The 16,150-nt window shown below is 40.4% G+C and carries 16 protein-coding genes; 4 read left to right on the plus strand and 12 right to left on the minus strand.

The annotated features are described in order from the left end of the window. Positions 1-1,008, plus strand: a 1,008-nt coding sequence (locus E4661_RS17470; protein WP_136468760.1) for a BspA family leucine-rich repeat surface protein, incomplete at its 5' end; no start/stop codon positions are given. Positions 1,009-1,123: 115 nt separating this feature from the next. Here the strand turns inward: E4661_RS17470 and E4661_RS17475 are convergent. Genes E4661_RS17475 through E4661_RS17490 form a run of 4 tightly spaced genes read right to left on the minus strand, consistent with a single transcriptional unit; the run spans position 1,124 to position 4,994 of the window. Further along, positions 1,124-1,870 (minus strand): succinate dehydrogenase/fumarate reductase iron-sulfur subunit, encoded by a 747-nt coding sequence (locus tag E4661_RS17475; RefSeq protein ID WP_136468761.1) that lies wholly within the window; start codon positions 1,868-1,870, stop codon positions 1,124-1,126. 39 nt (positions 1,871-1,909) lie between these two features. After that, the gene (locus E4661_RS17480; RefSeq protein ID WP_136468762.1) at positions 1,910-2,287 is read right to left on the minus strand and encodes a four helix bundle protein; all 378 of its coding nucleotides are present in this window, start codon (positions 2,285-2,287) and stop codon (positions 1,910-1,912) included. Positions 2,288-2,319: 32 nt separating this feature from the next. After that, entirely contained in the window at positions 2,320-4,323 is a 2,004-nt protein-coding gene (locus E4661_RS17485) for a fumarate reductase/succinate dehydrogenase flavoprotein subunit (RefSeq protein ID WP_136468763.1), read from the minus strand. Between the two features lie 2 nt (positions 4,324-4,325). Then, positions 4,326-4,994 (minus strand): succinate dehydrogenase cytochrome b subunit, encoded by a 669-nt coding sequence (locus E4661_RS17490; protein ID WP_136468764.1) that lies wholly within the window; start codon positions 4,992-4,994, stop codon positions 4,326-4,328. A gap of 196 nt (positions 4,995-5,190) precedes the next feature. Here E4661_RS17490 and E4661_RS17495 point away from each other — a divergent pair, with 196 nt between their 5' ends. The 3 genes from E4661_RS17495 to E4661_RS17505 are packed head-to-tail and all read left to right on the plus strand — an operon-like array spanning position 5,191 to position 7,624. Continuing rightward, positions 5,191-6,081, plus strand: a complete 891-nt coding sequence (locus E4661_RS17495) for a RimK family alpha-L-glutamate ligase (RefSeq protein ID WP_136468765.1) — start codon at positions 5,191-5,193, stop codon at positions 6,079-6,081. Next, positions 6,059-7,030 carry a succinylglutamate desuccinylase/aspartoacylase family protein gene (locus E4661_RS17500; protein WP_136468766.1) on the plus strand — a complete coding sequence of 324 codons (972 nt, stop codon included), beginning with the start codon at positions 6,059-6,061 and terminating at the stop codon, positions 7,028-7,030. Before E4661_RS17495 ends, E4661_RS17500 begins: the two co-directional genes overlap by 23 nt. A gap of 6 nt (positions 7,031-7,036) precedes the next feature. Beyond that, on the plus strand, positions 7,037-7,624 hold the full coding sequence (locus E4661_RS17505; RefSeq protein WP_136468767.1) for a 3-keto-disaccharide hydrolase: 588 nt from the start codon (positions 7,037-7,039) through the stop codon (positions 7,622-7,624). Here the strand turns inward: E4661_RS17505 and E4661_RS17510 are convergent. From E4661_RS17510 to E4661_RS17545, 8 genes are all read right to left on the minus strand, one after another. Beyond that, positions 7,544-8,071: a hypothetical protein gene (locus E4661_RS17510; RefSeq protein WP_205728979.1), complete on the minus strand. Its 528-nt coding sequence runs from the start codon at positions 8,069-8,071 to the stop codon at positions 7,544-7,546. The two genes, E4661_RS17505 and E4661_RS17510, sit on opposite strands and share 81 nt — an antisense overlap. Before the next feature lie 111 nt (positions 8,072-8,182). After that, positions 8,183-8,704 carry a hypothetical protein gene (locus E4661_RS17515; RefSeq protein WP_136468768.1) on the minus strand — a complete coding sequence of 174 codons (522 nt, stop codon included), beginning with the start codon at positions 8,702-8,704 and terminating at the stop codon, positions 8,183-8,185. A gap of 35 nt (positions 8,705-8,739) precedes the next feature. Continuing rightward, positions 8,740-9,861 (minus strand): acyl-CoA dehydrogenase family protein, encoded by a 1,122-nt coding sequence (locus E4661_RS17520; RefSeq protein ID WP_136468769.1) that lies wholly within the window; start codon positions 9,859-9,861, stop codon positions 8,740-8,742. A 121-nt stretch (positions 9,862-9,982) separates the two neighbouring features. After that, complete coding sequence (locus tag E4661_RS17525; protein ID WP_240751522.1) at positions 9,983-10,843, minus strand: helix-turn-helix domain-containing protein; 861 nt, start codon at positions 10,841-10,843, stop codon at positions 9,983-9,985. A 48-nt stretch (positions 10,844-10,891) separates the two neighbouring features. Then, entirely contained in the window at positions 10,892-12,070 is a 1,179-nt protein-coding gene (locus E4661_RS17530; RefSeq protein WP_136468770.1) for an acetyltransferase domain-containing protein, read from the minus strand. 132 nt (positions 12,071-12,202) lie between these two features. Continuing rightward, a complete protein-coding gene (locus E4661_RS17535; RefSeq protein WP_136468771.1) occupies positions 12,203-12,820 on the minus strand; it encodes a hypothetical protein in 618 nt (205 codons plus the stop codon). A gap of 60 nt (positions 12,821-12,880) precedes the next feature. Next, a complete protein-coding gene (locus E4661_RS17540) occupies positions 12,881-13,270 on the minus strand; it encodes a DUF2721 domain-containing protein (protein WP_136468772.1) in 390 nt (129 codons plus the stop codon). After that, positions 13,270-16,113 (minus strand): beta propeller repeat protein, encoded by a 2,844-nt coding sequence (locus E4661_RS17545; RefSeq protein ID WP_136468773.1) that lies wholly within the window; start codon positions 16,111-16,113, stop codon positions 13,270-13,272. Before E4661_RS17545 ends, E4661_RS17540 begins: the two co-directional genes overlap by 1 nt. Positions 16,114-16,150: the final 37 nt, after the last annotated feature.

Raw genomic sequence — 16,150 nt, forward strand, 5'->3', positions numbered from 1 at the left:
AACATAGTTGTACAGATCAGCGACGGGGAGCTTACCGCGGATATCGGTGTGGCCATTACCGTTAAGAACATTGTTGAAACCCTGGCAGAAGACCCAAACTCCTTTGTCACCACTTGGGAGACCACTATGGCCAATGAAAAAATTGCTATTGGCATAGACCCTAATTACACTTATGATTTTACGGTGGATTGGGGCGATGGTGAGATAGAGCAAATAAGCATCTCAGGAGAAATTGGTGTTTCCCATTTTTACGAAACTTCTGGTGTTTATACGGTAGCCATTTATGGTGATTTTCCTGCTATTTATACGACACCAATTCAAACAACGCCATCCAACCTTAAGAGCATACAGCAGTGGGGCACTATTGAATGGAGGAGTATGAACAGTGCATTCCGTGGATGCGTCAACATGGTCTATAATGCCAAGGATGTACCCGACCTTTCACAGGTTTCTTTCTTTAATCAAATGTTTCAAAGTTGCTATAACTTTAATGGTGACCTGAGTGGCTGGAACCTAAATGGCCAAAACATAGGTATGGGCAACATGTTCTTTGATGCATCTTCTTTTGAGGGCATTGGGCTGGAAACCTGGAATACTGAGAATGTGATTAATATGCTGGCTATGTTTAATTTAGCCAAAGCCTTTAACGGTGATATCGGCAATTGGAAGACCCAAAATGTGACGACCATGCAAAATATGTTCACTGGTGCAACTGCATTTGACCAAAACCTGGGCAATTGGGATATTTCAAGTGTGACCAATATGGAGAATATGCTGAACAATACGGCAATGTCCACGGATAACTATGGCAACACCTTGATAGGCTGGGCCACTTTGGATCAAGGCGAGGCACAAATACCAACAGGTATTGAATTGGGAGCTGTTGGGCTCCAATATTCTTGCGACCTTACCCCAGGGGCAGAAGATGCTCATGATACTTTAAGCGCCGACCCCTATAATTGGAATATTCAAGATGAAAGTCCTGTTGATTGTGGAGGGGGACTCTAATTAAGAGCACATATATACTATTAAAAACAGCGTAGGCCTAGGTTTGCACATGAATTTAAAAGCCCAAACTCCATTCGAGTTTGGGCTTTGGTATTTGTTATTTAAGCTTTGGTTTTTATCCTTTCATCGAAGCGGAAAGATATTCCCTGTTCATACGTGCAATGTTCTCCAAAGAAATGCCTTTAGGGCATTCGATTTCACAAGCCCCGGTATTGGTGCAATTTCCAAAACCTTCCAAGTCCATTTGGCGCACCATGTTTTGTACACGATCCACAGCTTCCACTTGACCTTGGGGCAACAAAACAAATTGAGAAACTTTTGCTGAGGTAAACAGCATGGCACTTGCATTTTTACAAGCCGCCACACAGGCTCCACATCCAATGCAAGTGGCAGCATCCATGGCTTTGTCTGCATCTTCTTTTCGAATTGGAATGGCATTGGCATCCACCGTATTTCCAGAAGTGTTCACCGAAATATAACCCCCAGCTTGTTGAATACGGTCAAAAGAGCTTCTATCTACAATCAAATCTTTGATAACCGGGAATGCTTTTGCCCTAAAAGGCTCAATAACAATGGTATCTCCATCATTGAATTTTCGCATGTGCAACTGGCAAGTGGTTACCAATCTATCTGGGCCATGAGGCTCTCCATTGATTTGTAATGAGCACGTTCCACAAATACCTTCCCTACAATCATGGTCAAATTCCACAGGCTCTTCTCCTTTGGAGATAAGCTCCTCGTTTAGGATATCGAGCATTTCCAAAAAAGACATATCTCCTTCAACGCCGTCGAGGGTATAGTCTACCATCTGTCCTTTTGAAGAAGCGTCTTTTTGACGCCATATTTTTAATGTTAGCTTCATAACTTCGTTATTCTTAGTTATAGGTTAATGGGTTAAATGTTATTTGGAATTATCTGCTTTTACCAAATAATTGATATACCCATTTAAAATTTTGAGACAATCAAAAATCATAACTCTTAACTCATTATATTTTTCTTTGTCGATGTATTCTTCATCAAGTGCGACCAATATTTGGTCCAATAATTCATAAACTGAACCTCTGGAAGTTCTGCAAAATTGTGCGTTCTCTTTAAAATGAAAACGACCATAGCCTTCGGCGATATTATGAGTAACAGACCTAGAGGCTCGTCTCATTTGAGAGGTTAACTCATATTTTTCATAATCTGGGAACACTTTGATGACTTTGGAGATTACTTTTCGCAACTTTGTGCCAGATTTCCAGCATTCCAAATCTTCAAATGTTTTTATGTCACTCACCGTTAACATTTAGCTTTTAACGAATAATCAAGTTACTTGTAACTTCTCGTTTTTAATTCAATGTTTTCGTAAACCAAATCCTCCTTGTGTAATTCAGCATCTTTAGGTTCACCCTTAAACTCCCAAGCGGCTACATACTTAAAGTTTTTATCATCACGAAGCGCTTCTCCCTCTTCGGTCTGGTACTCCTCACGGAAATGTCCCCCGCAAGACTCGTTTCTGTGCAATGCGTCTTTGGCGAACAGCTCGCCAAGCTCCAAGAAATCGGCTACCCTTCCGGCTTTTTCTAATTCTTGGTTCTTTGAATCCACGTTGCCCGGAACTTTTACGTTTTCCCAGAAATCCTTTCGTAACGCTGCAATCTCTTTGATCGCCTCTTTCAATTCCTTTTCATTTCTGGACATACCGCATTTGTTCCACATGATTTTACCAAGCTTCTTGTGGTAATGGTCAACGGAGTGGATTCCAGTGCCGGACATCAATTTTTCCATACGGTCACGAACGGCTTTTTCTGCAGCATCGAATTCAGTCGAATCGGTAGAAATCTCCCCAGTTCTAATATCGTTGGATAAATAATCACCAATGGTATAGGGTAATACAAAATAACCATCAGCCAAACCTTGCATCAAGGCCGAAGCACCCAAACGGTTAGCTCCGTGATCACTAAAATTTGCCTCGCCGGCACAGTAACAACCTGGGATGGTGGTTTGAAGGTTATAATCCACCCAAAGTCCACCCATGGTATAATGTACCGCAGGATATATCATCATTGGGGTTTTATAGGGATTTTCATCCACAATTTTTTCATACATCTGGAAGAGGTTTCCATATTTGGCCTCAACCACTTCTTCTCCCAATTTGGTAATGGTTTCCTTGTCGGGGTCTTTAATACCAGATGTTAGGGCCTTTTCCTTTCCATAACGTTCTATTGCCGAGGCAAAATCCAAATAAACCGCTTCTCCGGTCTTGTTCACACCAAAACCTGCATCGCATCGTTCTTTGGCGGCTCTTGAAGCTACATCCCTTGGAACAAGGTTACCAAATGCCGGATATCTTCTTTCCAAATAGTAATCACGTTCATCTTCTGAAAGCTGGGTTGGTTTCAACTTGCCTTCTCGAATGGCAACGGCGTCTTCCATGCGTTTGGGTACCCAAATACGACCGTCGTTCCTCAGCGATTCGGACATCAAGGTCAATTTGGACTGATGCTCTCCTGAAACCGGAATACAAGTTGGGTGGATTTGCGTATAGCATGGGTTTGCAAAGAATGCTCCTCTTCGGTGAGCTCTCCAAGCTGCCATCACATTACTTCCCATTGCGTTAGTGGATAGGAAGAAAACATTTCCGTACCCTCCCGTAGCCAAAACTACTGCATGGGCACTATGTCGTTGAATTTCTCCTGAAACCATATCCCTCGCGATAATTCCCCGAGCTTTTCCATCGACCAAAACTAAATCCATCATTTCATGACGGTTGTAGGCTTGAATTTTACCACGATTTATTTGACGGTTCATGGCTGAGTAAGCTCCTAATAAAAGCTGTTGTCCAGTCTGTCCTTTGGCATAAAAGGTTCTGGAAACCAAAACCCCTCCAAAAGAGCGGTTGTCCAAAAGACCGCCATATTCGCGGGCAAAGGGAACCCCTTGAGCCACACACTGGTCAATGATGTTTGCCGATTCTTCAGCCAAACGGTACACGTTGGCCTCCCTAGATCTATAGTCACCACCTTTTATGGTGTCATAGAATAAACGGTATGGGCTGTCCCCATCACCTTGATAATTTTTAGCAGCATTAATACCTCCTTGCGCAGCAATAGAGTGTGCACGCCGTGGGGAGTCTTGATAGCAAAAGGTCTTTACGTTATAACCCAACTCGGCCAATGTAGCCGCAGCAGCTCCACCTGCCAAACCAGTTCCAACTACAATAACATCTATGTTACGTTTGTTGGCTGGGTTGACCAGGTTAATATCATTTTTATGTTTGGTCCATTTATCGGCCAAAGGACCGGATGGGATTTTTGAATCCAATATGCCCATAATTAATGTGTTATTGGGTTAAAGTGGTGATATAATGCAATAAAGGCAAAAGCTAAAGGCACTACCACAGCAAATAGCTTTGTGAATGTTTTTAAAGCGGGGGTATACTTGTTGTTTACTCCCATACTCTGAAGTGATGAAGAAAAGCCATGCCATAGATGCAAGCTCAACAGTACAAAGGAAATTACATAGCCAATGGTACGTACAGGGTCTGCAAATTTTTCAACTGTTTCAGCGTAATAGCGCGTTGGATTTTCTGGTTTTGCCTCGATGTATTTGTAGGTCATTTCATGAATCCAAAAATCATAAAAGTGCACTAACAAAAAAGCCAAAATCACAAGCCCGGAGTAAATCATATTCCTTGAAACCCACGAAGCATTTGCACTTCCTTTATATTTTACATAGCTGACTCCTCTTGCCTTTTTGTTTTGGATTTCAAGAACAAAACCCATAACAAAATGAACAATAACACCTACAATCAAAATAGGTTGCATAATGTACTGTACCAAAACATTGTATCCCATAAAATGGGAAGCTTCGTTAAAAAAATCAGGTGAGATAACAGAGGCAAGGTTTATGGTAACATGTAAAACAAGAAAAGTAACTAAAAAAAGACCCGAAAGTGCCATCACTACTTTACGGGCTATCGAAGATTTTATCAATCCACTCATTAGCATTGGTTTTATCCACAAATTTACGGCACAATGAGTTTTTAACAAACTTTCAACATTCCAAAGAAGGTTATTTAGATTGATTTTAAGCTGTGGCGCTTTTCTTTGATTTTTATCATTTAAAAATTTGAGTATCAATCCATAGTTTGGGATTTTTAACCGATATTAAGGTCGTTTTTAACATAAACCAAACTAAGTGGATATCGCCATATTATCTGTAAGCCTTAACGTGCATTCCACAAAAAGAATTGTTGAGGAAGCACAGAACGCGGGACACTACGTGGAACTGATAGACCATACCAAATGTTCTGTAAAATTGGGAGAGGGCAAACCCCAAATTTATTTGGGAGAAGAAAATGTCACTGACGAGTTTGATGCCATCATCCCACGAATTGGGGCAAAGGTGACACGACATGGTGCCGCCATAGTGAAACAATTTGAAATGAACAATGTTTTCAGTACGGCAAGATCGTTGGGAATTACCCGGGCAAGAAACAAGGTTCGAACATTGCAGATTATGGCGCGAAAGGGGATTCCAATTCCGGAAACTGTTTTTTCCATTAACCCAGATAATATTGGTGAGCAAATCAAACTATTGGGCGGGCCACCGGTAATCATTAAACTTCAAGAAGGAACACATGGAAGCGGAGTGATTCTCGCAGAGACGCAAAAATCTGCTAAATCCATTATAGACACTTTGTATAAAATGGACACCAGTATTTTACTTCAAAAATATATTGAAGAGGCCAACGGAGAAGATATTCGAATCATTGTGGTGGGCAACAAAGTGGTAGCGAGCATGAAGCGAATCAGTGATTTGGACGATTTTAGGTCCAATGTGCATCGCGGCGCTAGTACGGTAGCCATAAAACCTACTGCCAAAGAGCAGTTTATTGCCTTAAATGCAACAAAATATTTAGGTTTGGGAGTGGCAGGTGTTGATCTAATGCGCTCTAGAAAAGGCCCTGTTTTAATAGAAGTTAACGCTTCTCCCGGACTTCAAGGGATTGAGGCCGCTTCAGGTGTTAATGTGGCCAAACACATCATACAATTTGTGGAAAAAAATGGACGTAGACGAAGAAAATAAAACCATAACCATAAATGGCGAAGTTATTTCCCCTGGACAGAATAGCCTGGTTCGAATAGGAATATCACGCTTGCCCACCGGAACACTTATCGATATTCCGGTACATGTGTTTAATGGAAAAAAAGCGGGCCCAACGGTTTTGGTTCAGGCGGGATTGCACGGTGATGAGATCAATGGGGTGGAGACCTTGAGACGAATGCTCCAAGAGAATGCGTTCAACATTAAAAAAGGAGCGGTCATAGTGGTGCCCATTCTTAACATCTTTGGCTTCATACATTTTTCAAGGGATGTTCCCGATGGAAAGGATGTAAACCGGAGCTTTCCTGGCACTCGTGCAGGTTCTTTGGCTAGCCGGATTGCCCATACATATACTTCTGAAATTCTGCCTCAGGTTGATTTTGGCATTGATCTACATACTGGTGGAAGTCAGCGACACAATTTTCCACAGATTCGATATTCGGCTGAAGATGCTAAAAGCAAGGAGTTGGCAGAAGTTTTTAATGCACCATTTCATTTTGCTTCTCGACAAATCAATGGCTCATTCAGAAAAACGACATTCAAAATGGGAATCCCTACAATTGTATTCGAAGCAGGGGAAAGTATGCGGTTTGATGAAAATTCCATCCAAAAAGGGATGGAAGGCATCCAAAATGTGATGGGGGAGTTTGGAATGATATCCAAAAAAGGACTGGCAAAACAAAAGCCGTCCATACATTTAAATCATACCAGATGGATCCGTGCTCCTAGAGCTGGAATGTTTGTTCCCGAAGTTGATAATGGAAAGCTCGTTACCAAAGGGCAAATTTTGGGGCTGGTAACCGATACCTATGCCAAGAAAAACAAAAAGATAAAGGCCCCTTTTGAGGGCTACGTTTTTTGTATCAATAATCAAGCGGTCGTTAACCAAGGCGACGCCTTGTTTCATATAGGAAGTTTAAACACAAAATAAAAACAAATGAAAAAACCAATCCTTTTTATGGGAGCGCTGCTTGTTGCGGCTTCCGTTATTTTTTCTCATGGATGCAAGTCTAAAGAAGCCAAAACAATATCACTTTTTGAAGAAAATAGTGACGCATGGTTTGTAGACGGAGATTCAAAATGGGAATTTGTGAACAACGAACTTATTGGAGTAGCTGATAGTACTTCTGGATTTGTAATTACCCATGATCGATATAAAAATTTTGAATTGAGTTTGGAATTCCAACCCGATAGTACTATCAATTCAGGGGTATTTGTGCAATGCGCAAGACCGGAAATGTCGGCCGAAGATTGTCATGAACTCAACATCTGGGATTTGCACCCCAATCAGGATTTTAGAACAGGATCTATTGTGACCAAGGTGAAACCCTATGAAATTGTTGAAACCTTAAACAAATGGAACAGCTACAAGGCGGTTACGGACAACGGAAATATAAAAGTCTATGTGAACGATGTGCTCACCTCTAGCATAGAAAAGGATACCTTAATGGAAGGACACATTGGGCTTCAGGCCATGGGGAACGGGACTATTAAATTTAGAAATATAAAGCTTAAAAAGAAGTAGATTTCTTTTACTTTTCAACCAAAAGTCTTTTTTCTTAGCTATTTTGGCCATGCTCCATTCAATGGCATCCTCGAGCTTGGAAAACTGTTGGATGCCGTTGCGAAAGAATATCTTTTCCAAAATAAGACTGGCAAACCCACTTTTATTCTGGCTTACCACGGAATAAAATTCCAGCTGATGTCTGTGTATATAGAATTTTAACCAGTCAGCGGGCACTACAGAGTACGTGTTGATCCTATTCGAAATGTAGGCAATAGGAACATCCTTTCCTATTACCTCATAAGCAACAGAGATAATTTTTTGTGCCATGGACCAATTAAAGACCACCCCTTCCTTGACTTCAGAAATGACCAGACCATCAAAAAAATAGAAGACTCCAAATTCGCACTCCCTAACTTCTTTGATATTCTTAAAAAACGCTATGTCTCTTACCGATTGCACACTCAAAATAACATTCCGATGTTGTTTCTACAATCGGAAGGGGTTAAGAGTATTAAAGATAGGAAATTCCATTAAAGAAATCGCACATGACCTTGTACGGCCACATGCGATATCATTTTATACGGGTAATTTTAAAACCCTTTTTTTACTACTATTTAAGATTTGAACCTTAAAAGCTATATTGATTTTTCCTTTTTTTCTGTATTTGATGATTAACGTACTATTTTTAAAAGACCACCCAGGGTATCGAATGGCAATTTCACGACCTAGATTTTGAGGGACTTTTACATTTGTATGACGTTCGATAGTACTTATTAAATTGCCAAAAGCGTTATACTTTGCATAAATCGAAGAGTTCTTTTCACGAAAAACCACCGTATATGTTGATGGCTCATTTACATCATATTCATCCAGTTGGGTAATGTCAAAACGTGCTATTCTTTGTTGTAGTGAACCTACTTGGTTGGAATGCGAGATTGGGCCAACTTCTTTCCAATAGTGATTACTCTTATGCCTTTTTACTATTGCTTTTTCAACGTTAAAATTAGTATGATAGGCTAACAGGTTCTTTTCCTGGGCATTCAACCCTCTTGCTAGGCTTAGGCAAAAAAGAGATGCGTATAAAATGGTACTTTTCATAATTTCTGATTTTTTTAATGCTTGTTTTTGTATAATTAATCTGTGCTGATAAGCTGTTTTCCTGTAAACTCATACTGGTTCCATTTTGGTAGCGAGTGAAATTGAGAGGCTTGAACATCTCTAAACAATCGTTCTAGAAGATGCTTCTTGTAAAAACTTTGGCCACCTGTAATTTCCAGAGCTTGGCTTACCGTTTCTCTTGCTAAATCGGATACATTGGTTTTTAGGGAAAGTATATCCGCTGTGCTTTTCGATGAAGGAGTAAAATCAAAATTATTGGTCAGGGCTTGCATTGCTAACCACTGCGATTTACACCCCAAAAAGGTGTTGTGAAGCTTCCCTATGGCATAGGGCAAATGGTTTTGACCGGCTTTTTGTGCAGCAGTAATGGACAACGCTTCTGCTTTTTGGGCAATTCCAACGTAAGCGGACATAATTAAGGGCATGGCCACCGTTAGTACTACATTCCAAACCGGATGAAATTCGTTTCTTTCCCTTTTTAAGGCAATAGCTTCTTCAGGAACAAAGACGTCTTCAAAAACAATGGTCTGTGAGCCCGTTGCGCGCATGCCCAAAGTGTTCCAGTCATCTAATAAAGAAACTCCATCTTGCTTTAGCGGTGAAGAAAAATGTAATACCGATGAACTTCCATCTGCATTAGCAAGTACGGAGCTGGTCACTGCAACATCTCCCACAACCGATTGACTTGCAAAATATTTCTTGGCAGAAAACAAATATCCGCCATCGACCTTTTTTAAAGTTCCATTGGAACCCAACCAATCTTTGGCTCCGGTACTCACCAAAACCAATTGATTTGCTGCAATCTTAAGGAGTGTTTCGGCTGCTTCCCCTTTGGTTTTGTATTTCCAAACGGCGGCGGCCACCAAATGCTGATGCATAGAGAAAGCCAAAGCAGTTGAGCCACAATATTGTCCAAAAACGGAGATGATCTGGCACATTTCGGAATAAGAAATACCTGCTCCGCCAAGTTCTGTTGGAATTAGGGCTGAAAAAAAACGTTCAGCCTTTAACTGATCATAGTTTTCATGAACAAATGTGGCCTGATTGTCATTTAAGCTGGCTCTTTGGGCAAAGTCTTTACCCAAAGTATGGGCAAGCTGAATCCAGTTTTTTGTTTTGATAGTTGTTGTTTCCATGGTTTTGCTTTTTGATTACATTGCAAAATTGGAACAACCATGCTGCACTGGGTTTTCTTAAAAGTTCAAACTATTTGTTTTGAAGCTCACATTATAAACTAATAGTCAGTAGGATAAATGCTTATTGAAGTGAAGCCCTGAACTGCTGGGGAGGCAGATGATATTTTTCTTTAAAGGCCTTGTTAAAGTGAGAAGGGTTCTTGAACCCACTTTCGTAACAGATTTCGTTGATGGTAAGCGATGATTGGTTGAGAAGTGTTTTGGCACATTCAAGGCGCTTGTTCCTAATCCAATTCCCAGGAGTTTCCTTAAAATGTGCCTTAAAATCCCTTTTGAAAGTAGACAGACTTCGCCCGCATAACCGAGCAAATTCATCCAGTCCAAGATCATACTGAAAATTTTTTAGCATTATGTATTCCATATCTGTCTTTTCCCTATTGTAAAGGGAAAACAGATATTCTGCCAACAATCTGTTCTTTGGATTCAAGAAGATGTTGAACATGAGCTCACGAAATTTGATTTCCACCAAGCTCTTGGGAATTTCCCCTCCTTGTTTAAAATAGGAGAATAGACTTTGAATCAAAGATTCAAATGAATCATTTACATCAATGCGATAAATCTGATTGAAGTCGCTGTTTTGACTGTTAAACTTAAGTGTAGGATGCTCTTGTAAAAAGTTGGCCACAAAGTCGTCATTGATAAAAAAAAGGATGACACAATAATCCACTTCTAAATACTGTCGTGTTGTATAGACGCCCTTTCTAACAAATAGTGCATCCCCTCCTTGTATTTCAAAAGTTTCATCCGGGCCAAACCAATCTTTTTTTCCACTTATGACATAATTAATGATATGATGGTCTGTAAAAAGTTGAAATTTTTCAACATCAATAGGACACTTATATTCCACAAATAAGTAATCGTCCCCAACCAGTTTGTTAAACCTCGGATGTCGTTTAAAATAGTTTTGAATATCGACTATCATCAACTAAAAATACAAATTAAAAAATGGTAGTCCCTGAAAAATAGAGCGTTACAAATAGGTGAGCCACCACTTTTCGCGATGGGCCGTCTTGTAATCATTATACCAACTACAAATGGGATATAGTGCAATCACCAAAACAATCCAAACGAGATAAACCACCCAAAGCTGAAAACCATATCCTTGAAGTTCAGGTTGCAGTGTTATCCAGAGATCTATAACCATATCTGAAAAGGTAAATCCGGTCAGTATAGCGGCAATTGCTCCCAATAAGTGAATTACATAAAGATGTAGTATGTAGAAAAACATGGGCACTCGACCAATGACCACTAATTTTTCGGTCAACCAGTTTTGCCAGTTTTCGGCCCAGGCCAAAAACATGATGGAAGGCCCCAAGGTTATTAGCAAATATTGTAAAGACGGAGGGTATTTGGCAACGTTAAAAAAGGAAGCGATGGTCATTCCCATGGATTCTTGTTCTGACCAAGGGACTAGGTCACCATAAATATTGATGGCGCGAAATGCGAAAAACAATAAGGTTATTCCCAATCCCATTTGGAACAATCGCTTGATTCTTAATTTTGAATCTACCGTGGGCCTATAAAGTTCACCAAAATAATATCCAAGGGGCATTACAAATATCCAGGGAATCATAGGATAACCCACAAAAACTTGAAAACTGCCAAAATCCACAAGGTTAAATACATGCAAAAAGGTCCAAATACCAGAAGTAATCGGGTCGCTTGGCGCTACTCCATCCAATAGGTTATGTCCAAAAACGGCAATCAAGGATAGGCCGATCACCAGTTTTTTAGGTAGATGGATAAACCCTGCTAAAAAAATCATACTTATACCCAATACCCAAATCACCTGGAGTACAATCGAGGTGTAGTCCAGTTTAAACATCCAGGCCAATTTGATGATGGTAAGTTCCGCAATTACCAGCCAAACACCTCTCTTGAGCAACCAAATGGACAAGGATTTCTTATTCCTTCGCTGTCCCACAAAGAAGGCAGAGGTTCCCGCCAAGAAAACAAAAACCGGGGCACAAAAATGGGTTACGAAGCGAGTCCAAAAAAGCGCCACATTGGTTTTGGTCATATCTGCTGGGTCAAAAAAGTAAGCGTCAAAATGAAAATAATCGCGGACATGGTCTAGGGCCATAATGACCATGACCAGCCCTCTTAACATATCAATTGATTTGATACGATTTCTTCTGTTGGTTTGCATAACAAAAAATACAGTTGGTGTATCTAAATGCGGTCTTTCATATGGACTTATTCAATGTCCAATGCAGTGGTCAACTTCTCCAAGTTAAAATTATTAAGAAAGAACCGTTTGTATTGTACGGATTCTTACGCTTTATTCTTCAATAGGGTAACCGTAAACCTCAACCCAATCCAATCTTGAGCAAGCATCTGAATTGCCTCCTGTCATCAAATCGGTCCAGCCTATCGCTTCTACTTTGGTCAAATCTGGTTTTTTTACTGCTTTTGTTTCTGCAATTAGTTTCATATCCAGAGCCTTCCATTTGATATCCGAAATATTGAATTCCCGAATTCTCCAATCTGTTGACGGACCATCTGAAACGTCGCTTACCAACCAAGAGCCATCTGCAAGTTTCAGCACAATATGAAGTTGACGAAAACCAGATTGTTTGGACCTCCATTTTATTTTTCCAAATTTGGAAAGGTCGACAAATTTTGAACGATGCTTTAAGGTGACTGCCCAGGTGCTTCTGCATAATCCTGACCAAACATAGTAAGGGTCATCCTTTGGGGTGTCATGATGGCTTTTTTTGAGCTGGCCCGAATCTTCTCCAAACAATTCGATAACCACTTCTGCATTATTGATGTGCTTCTGGCTTACCGGAATTTCGGCTGGGGTTTCCTTAAAATCTTCACGAAAGAAAAGTTGGGGTCGTTCTTGCGCGTAAAGGGCACACTGAAAGAATGCGAAAATCCATAAAAAGTATCTCATTACTCTATTTTAAATTCAATCTTTATGCTTTTTGGCCAGATTAAATGTATTTATAAAAAGTCATTTTTCCATATTGCTTAATTGAATCCCCAAAGCTTTTGTTGAAAGTTGTACTTCGATCAATGAGAGTATCAAAGAAATCATAAGGAAAACCAAGCTTATCCCAAAAATCACATTGGCCCAGACCATGAGCTCCACATAAATGAGAAACATTGTAACAGCAGCAAGCAAGAAGCTGACTATGGCACTGGCTTGCATATTTTTGATGATGCTCAATCTTTTGCGAAGTGAATGGATTTGTTTTTTTAATGGGGAAGCTTCGGTCTCTTCAAATTGTTTATGCAATTGACGAATTAGCGCTGCAATGGCCAAATACCTGGCGTTATAGGCCAGCATGGTCAATGAGATTGCTGGAAAAAGGAGTGCGGGAATACTAAGGGTCAGTTCCACTATTCTATCTTAAATTCGATGGTTTCACTACTTCCGTTGCTGGAAATTTTTACCTCATAGTTTCCTTTGGGTAAATAGGTTTTTCCGTTTTTGGCTGTTTCCAACTTCATTTTATTCTTTTTGAGAAAGTTACTTTTTCCTTTTTTGGAAAAGGCTAGGTCATAAGACAAAATGTTCAACCCTTTGTCCGCTTGTATTTCTGTTGAACTTACTTCAGTGCCATTTAAGGTCATCACTTTAGCAGTGCAAGGTCCGGCGGCGGAACAATAAAAATTGACATCCAATCCTGGAGTGTTGGGTTTGGACCAAGTGTACGACGTATTTCCCCAATTTTTGGAATGTTGAATGTTTTCCACATCAAAGACTACTAAATCCTTCGAAAGGACATCGGATTTCATCTGCTGCAGGGTTGAAATATCTGCTTTATAAATACTTCTACCATGTGTGCCCACCAACAAATGCTTCGCTTCGGGTTGAATTACCAAATCATGAACCGCCACATTGGGAATCCCATTTTGGAACAATTCCCAAGATTGTCCCCGATTAAAACTTGCATATAGGCCGTTATCCGTTCCCACAAACAACAAATTTTCATTTTCAGGATCTTCTACCAATGCGTTAACAGGAGATGTTGGGATATTGGCAGAAATATTCTTCCAATTTTTGCCATAATCCTCACTAACATATATATAAGGAGTAAAATCGTCCCAGCGGTAACCGTTCAATGTTACGTATACCCTTCCTTTTTTGTGCTTAGAAGCTGCGACCTCACTGACCCACAAATCTTTCGGAAAGGAGTTGGATATTTTTTCCCAACTACCTCCTCCGTTTTTTGAAATGTGGACCAATCCATCATCACTACCGGTATAGAGCAAACCAAACTTAAATGGAGATTCTGAAATAGAGGTCAAGGTGCCGTAGGCTACATTTCCTTTTCGCCCACCCTTGGTCAAATCATTGGAAATGGCTTCCCAACCATCGCCTTGGTTTAAGGAACGATGCAATTTATTACCTCCCAAATACAAAATGTCTTGATTGTGTTGGGAGAGCAAAATAGGCGTCTGCCAATTGAATCTGTAAGGAGATTCGCCTAATTCATGTTTGGGTTGAATATACTTTTGACTACCATCATCAAGATTCAATCGGTAATAATTTCCAAATTGAAAACCGGTGTAAACGATATCCGAGTTTCTATTGTCAATCTGAACCTGCATGCCATCACCACCCATAATCATCTTCCACGGATTTTTCCCGGTTTGGTGCCATTGCCTGTTTTCTTTGCTGTTATGGGCTCCTTTCCATACACCATTATCCTGTAACCCACCATACACATTATATGGTTTTTCATTGTCTATGTTGATGGCATAGAATTGGCCTACGGTCGGGGAATTGTTCTTCATCCAATTATCACCATCATCATACGTAATGTTGACCCCACCATCATTTCCGTTAATAAGATGACCTGCTTTATTGGGGTTTATCCAAAGTGCATGATGATCCGCATGCACATTCTCCTTGCCAATGGATGTATAAGTATTTCCTCCATCCTCGGATTTGATCAAGGGCACGCCGGCCAAATAAATACGGTCTTTGTTATTGGGATCAACCCTAATCTGTGCAAAATAATATCCATAGCTATAAAAGAGGTCGTCTATGTAGTCTTGGTTCATTTTTTGCCACGAAGCGCCTGCATTGTCGCTACGGTATACTTCTGCTCCAACCACTGGAGTATCAAACAAAAGTGAATTGGCATTTTCCAAGTATTTGGCCAAGTCAATGGGTTTTACAGCCCCACTTCGGACCATCTGTTTTACATTTTGCGCTCTGTATTTTTCCTGAAATCCATTTGTTTTCAGATAATCATTTAGTTTTTTATCCTCCAAGGCGAGAAAAGTTTTGGTGCTCATAGATTTAAAATCATCCTTGGTCAGGCCGTCCTCCTTCTTTTCCGATTTTTTGTCCCGCCTAAATTGACTGTCATGTACGGCATAAACCGTATTGTCATCAAAAACTGCCAACCCAATTCTGCCAACACCATCTCCGGTTGGAAAACCACTTCCTTCCTTTGTCATTAAAGTCCAATTGGCACCTCCATCAACACTTTTGTAAATACCGGAAGTGGCACCATTGCCTGAAAAATTCCACGCCTTTCTATCTTTTTCCCAAGCTGCTGCGTACTGGATATTGAAGTTGTTGGGAGAATTGGCAACATCTATGATTCCGGTGCCATCATTTACAAAAAGGGTTCGGGTCCATGTGTTTCCACCGTCCATGGTTTTGTAAACTCCCCTTTCCTGGTTTGGGGAATACAAATGACCTGTAACGCCCACCACAATATCATTAGGATTGTTTGGGTTGATTAAGATTCTGCCAATGTGGTGGGAATCATGAAGACCCATATTTTGCCATGTTTTTCCTCCATCTGTGGATTTTAAAATTCCTATTCCAGCGTAAGAAGAACGGGAGGAATTGTTTTCGCCTGTCCCCACCCAAATTGTTCCAGTTTTCCAATCGACAGCAATATCTCCAATATTTTGAGTGTTCGAGTTATCTAAAATCGGGTCGAACGAGATCCCATTCGAAGTCGTATGCCATAATCCACCAGAAGCATAGGCTACATAGAACTCCGTTGGATCGTTTGGATTTACCTCCAAATCAACCACACGTCCGCTCATCACAGAAGGTCCAATGTTTTTTATGGCAACATTCTTCACTAATGAAGTCTTGGCCATTTCAGCCTTTTTGTTTAAGGCTTGCATAACCTTGCCGCCGGCAGTTGCGGATTGCTGTGAGATTGCATTTTGGAAAAATAAAATGAAACAGAAAAAGAAGAGTTTTTTCATCAAAATCAAGGTTTATTTCTTTTGGTCAAGGTATGAA

This window comes from Flagellimonas onchidii (assembly GCF_004804315.1).
Lineage (GTDB): Bacteria > Bacteroidota > Bacteroidia > Flavobacteriales > Flavobacteriaceae > Flagellimonas > Flagellimonas onchidii.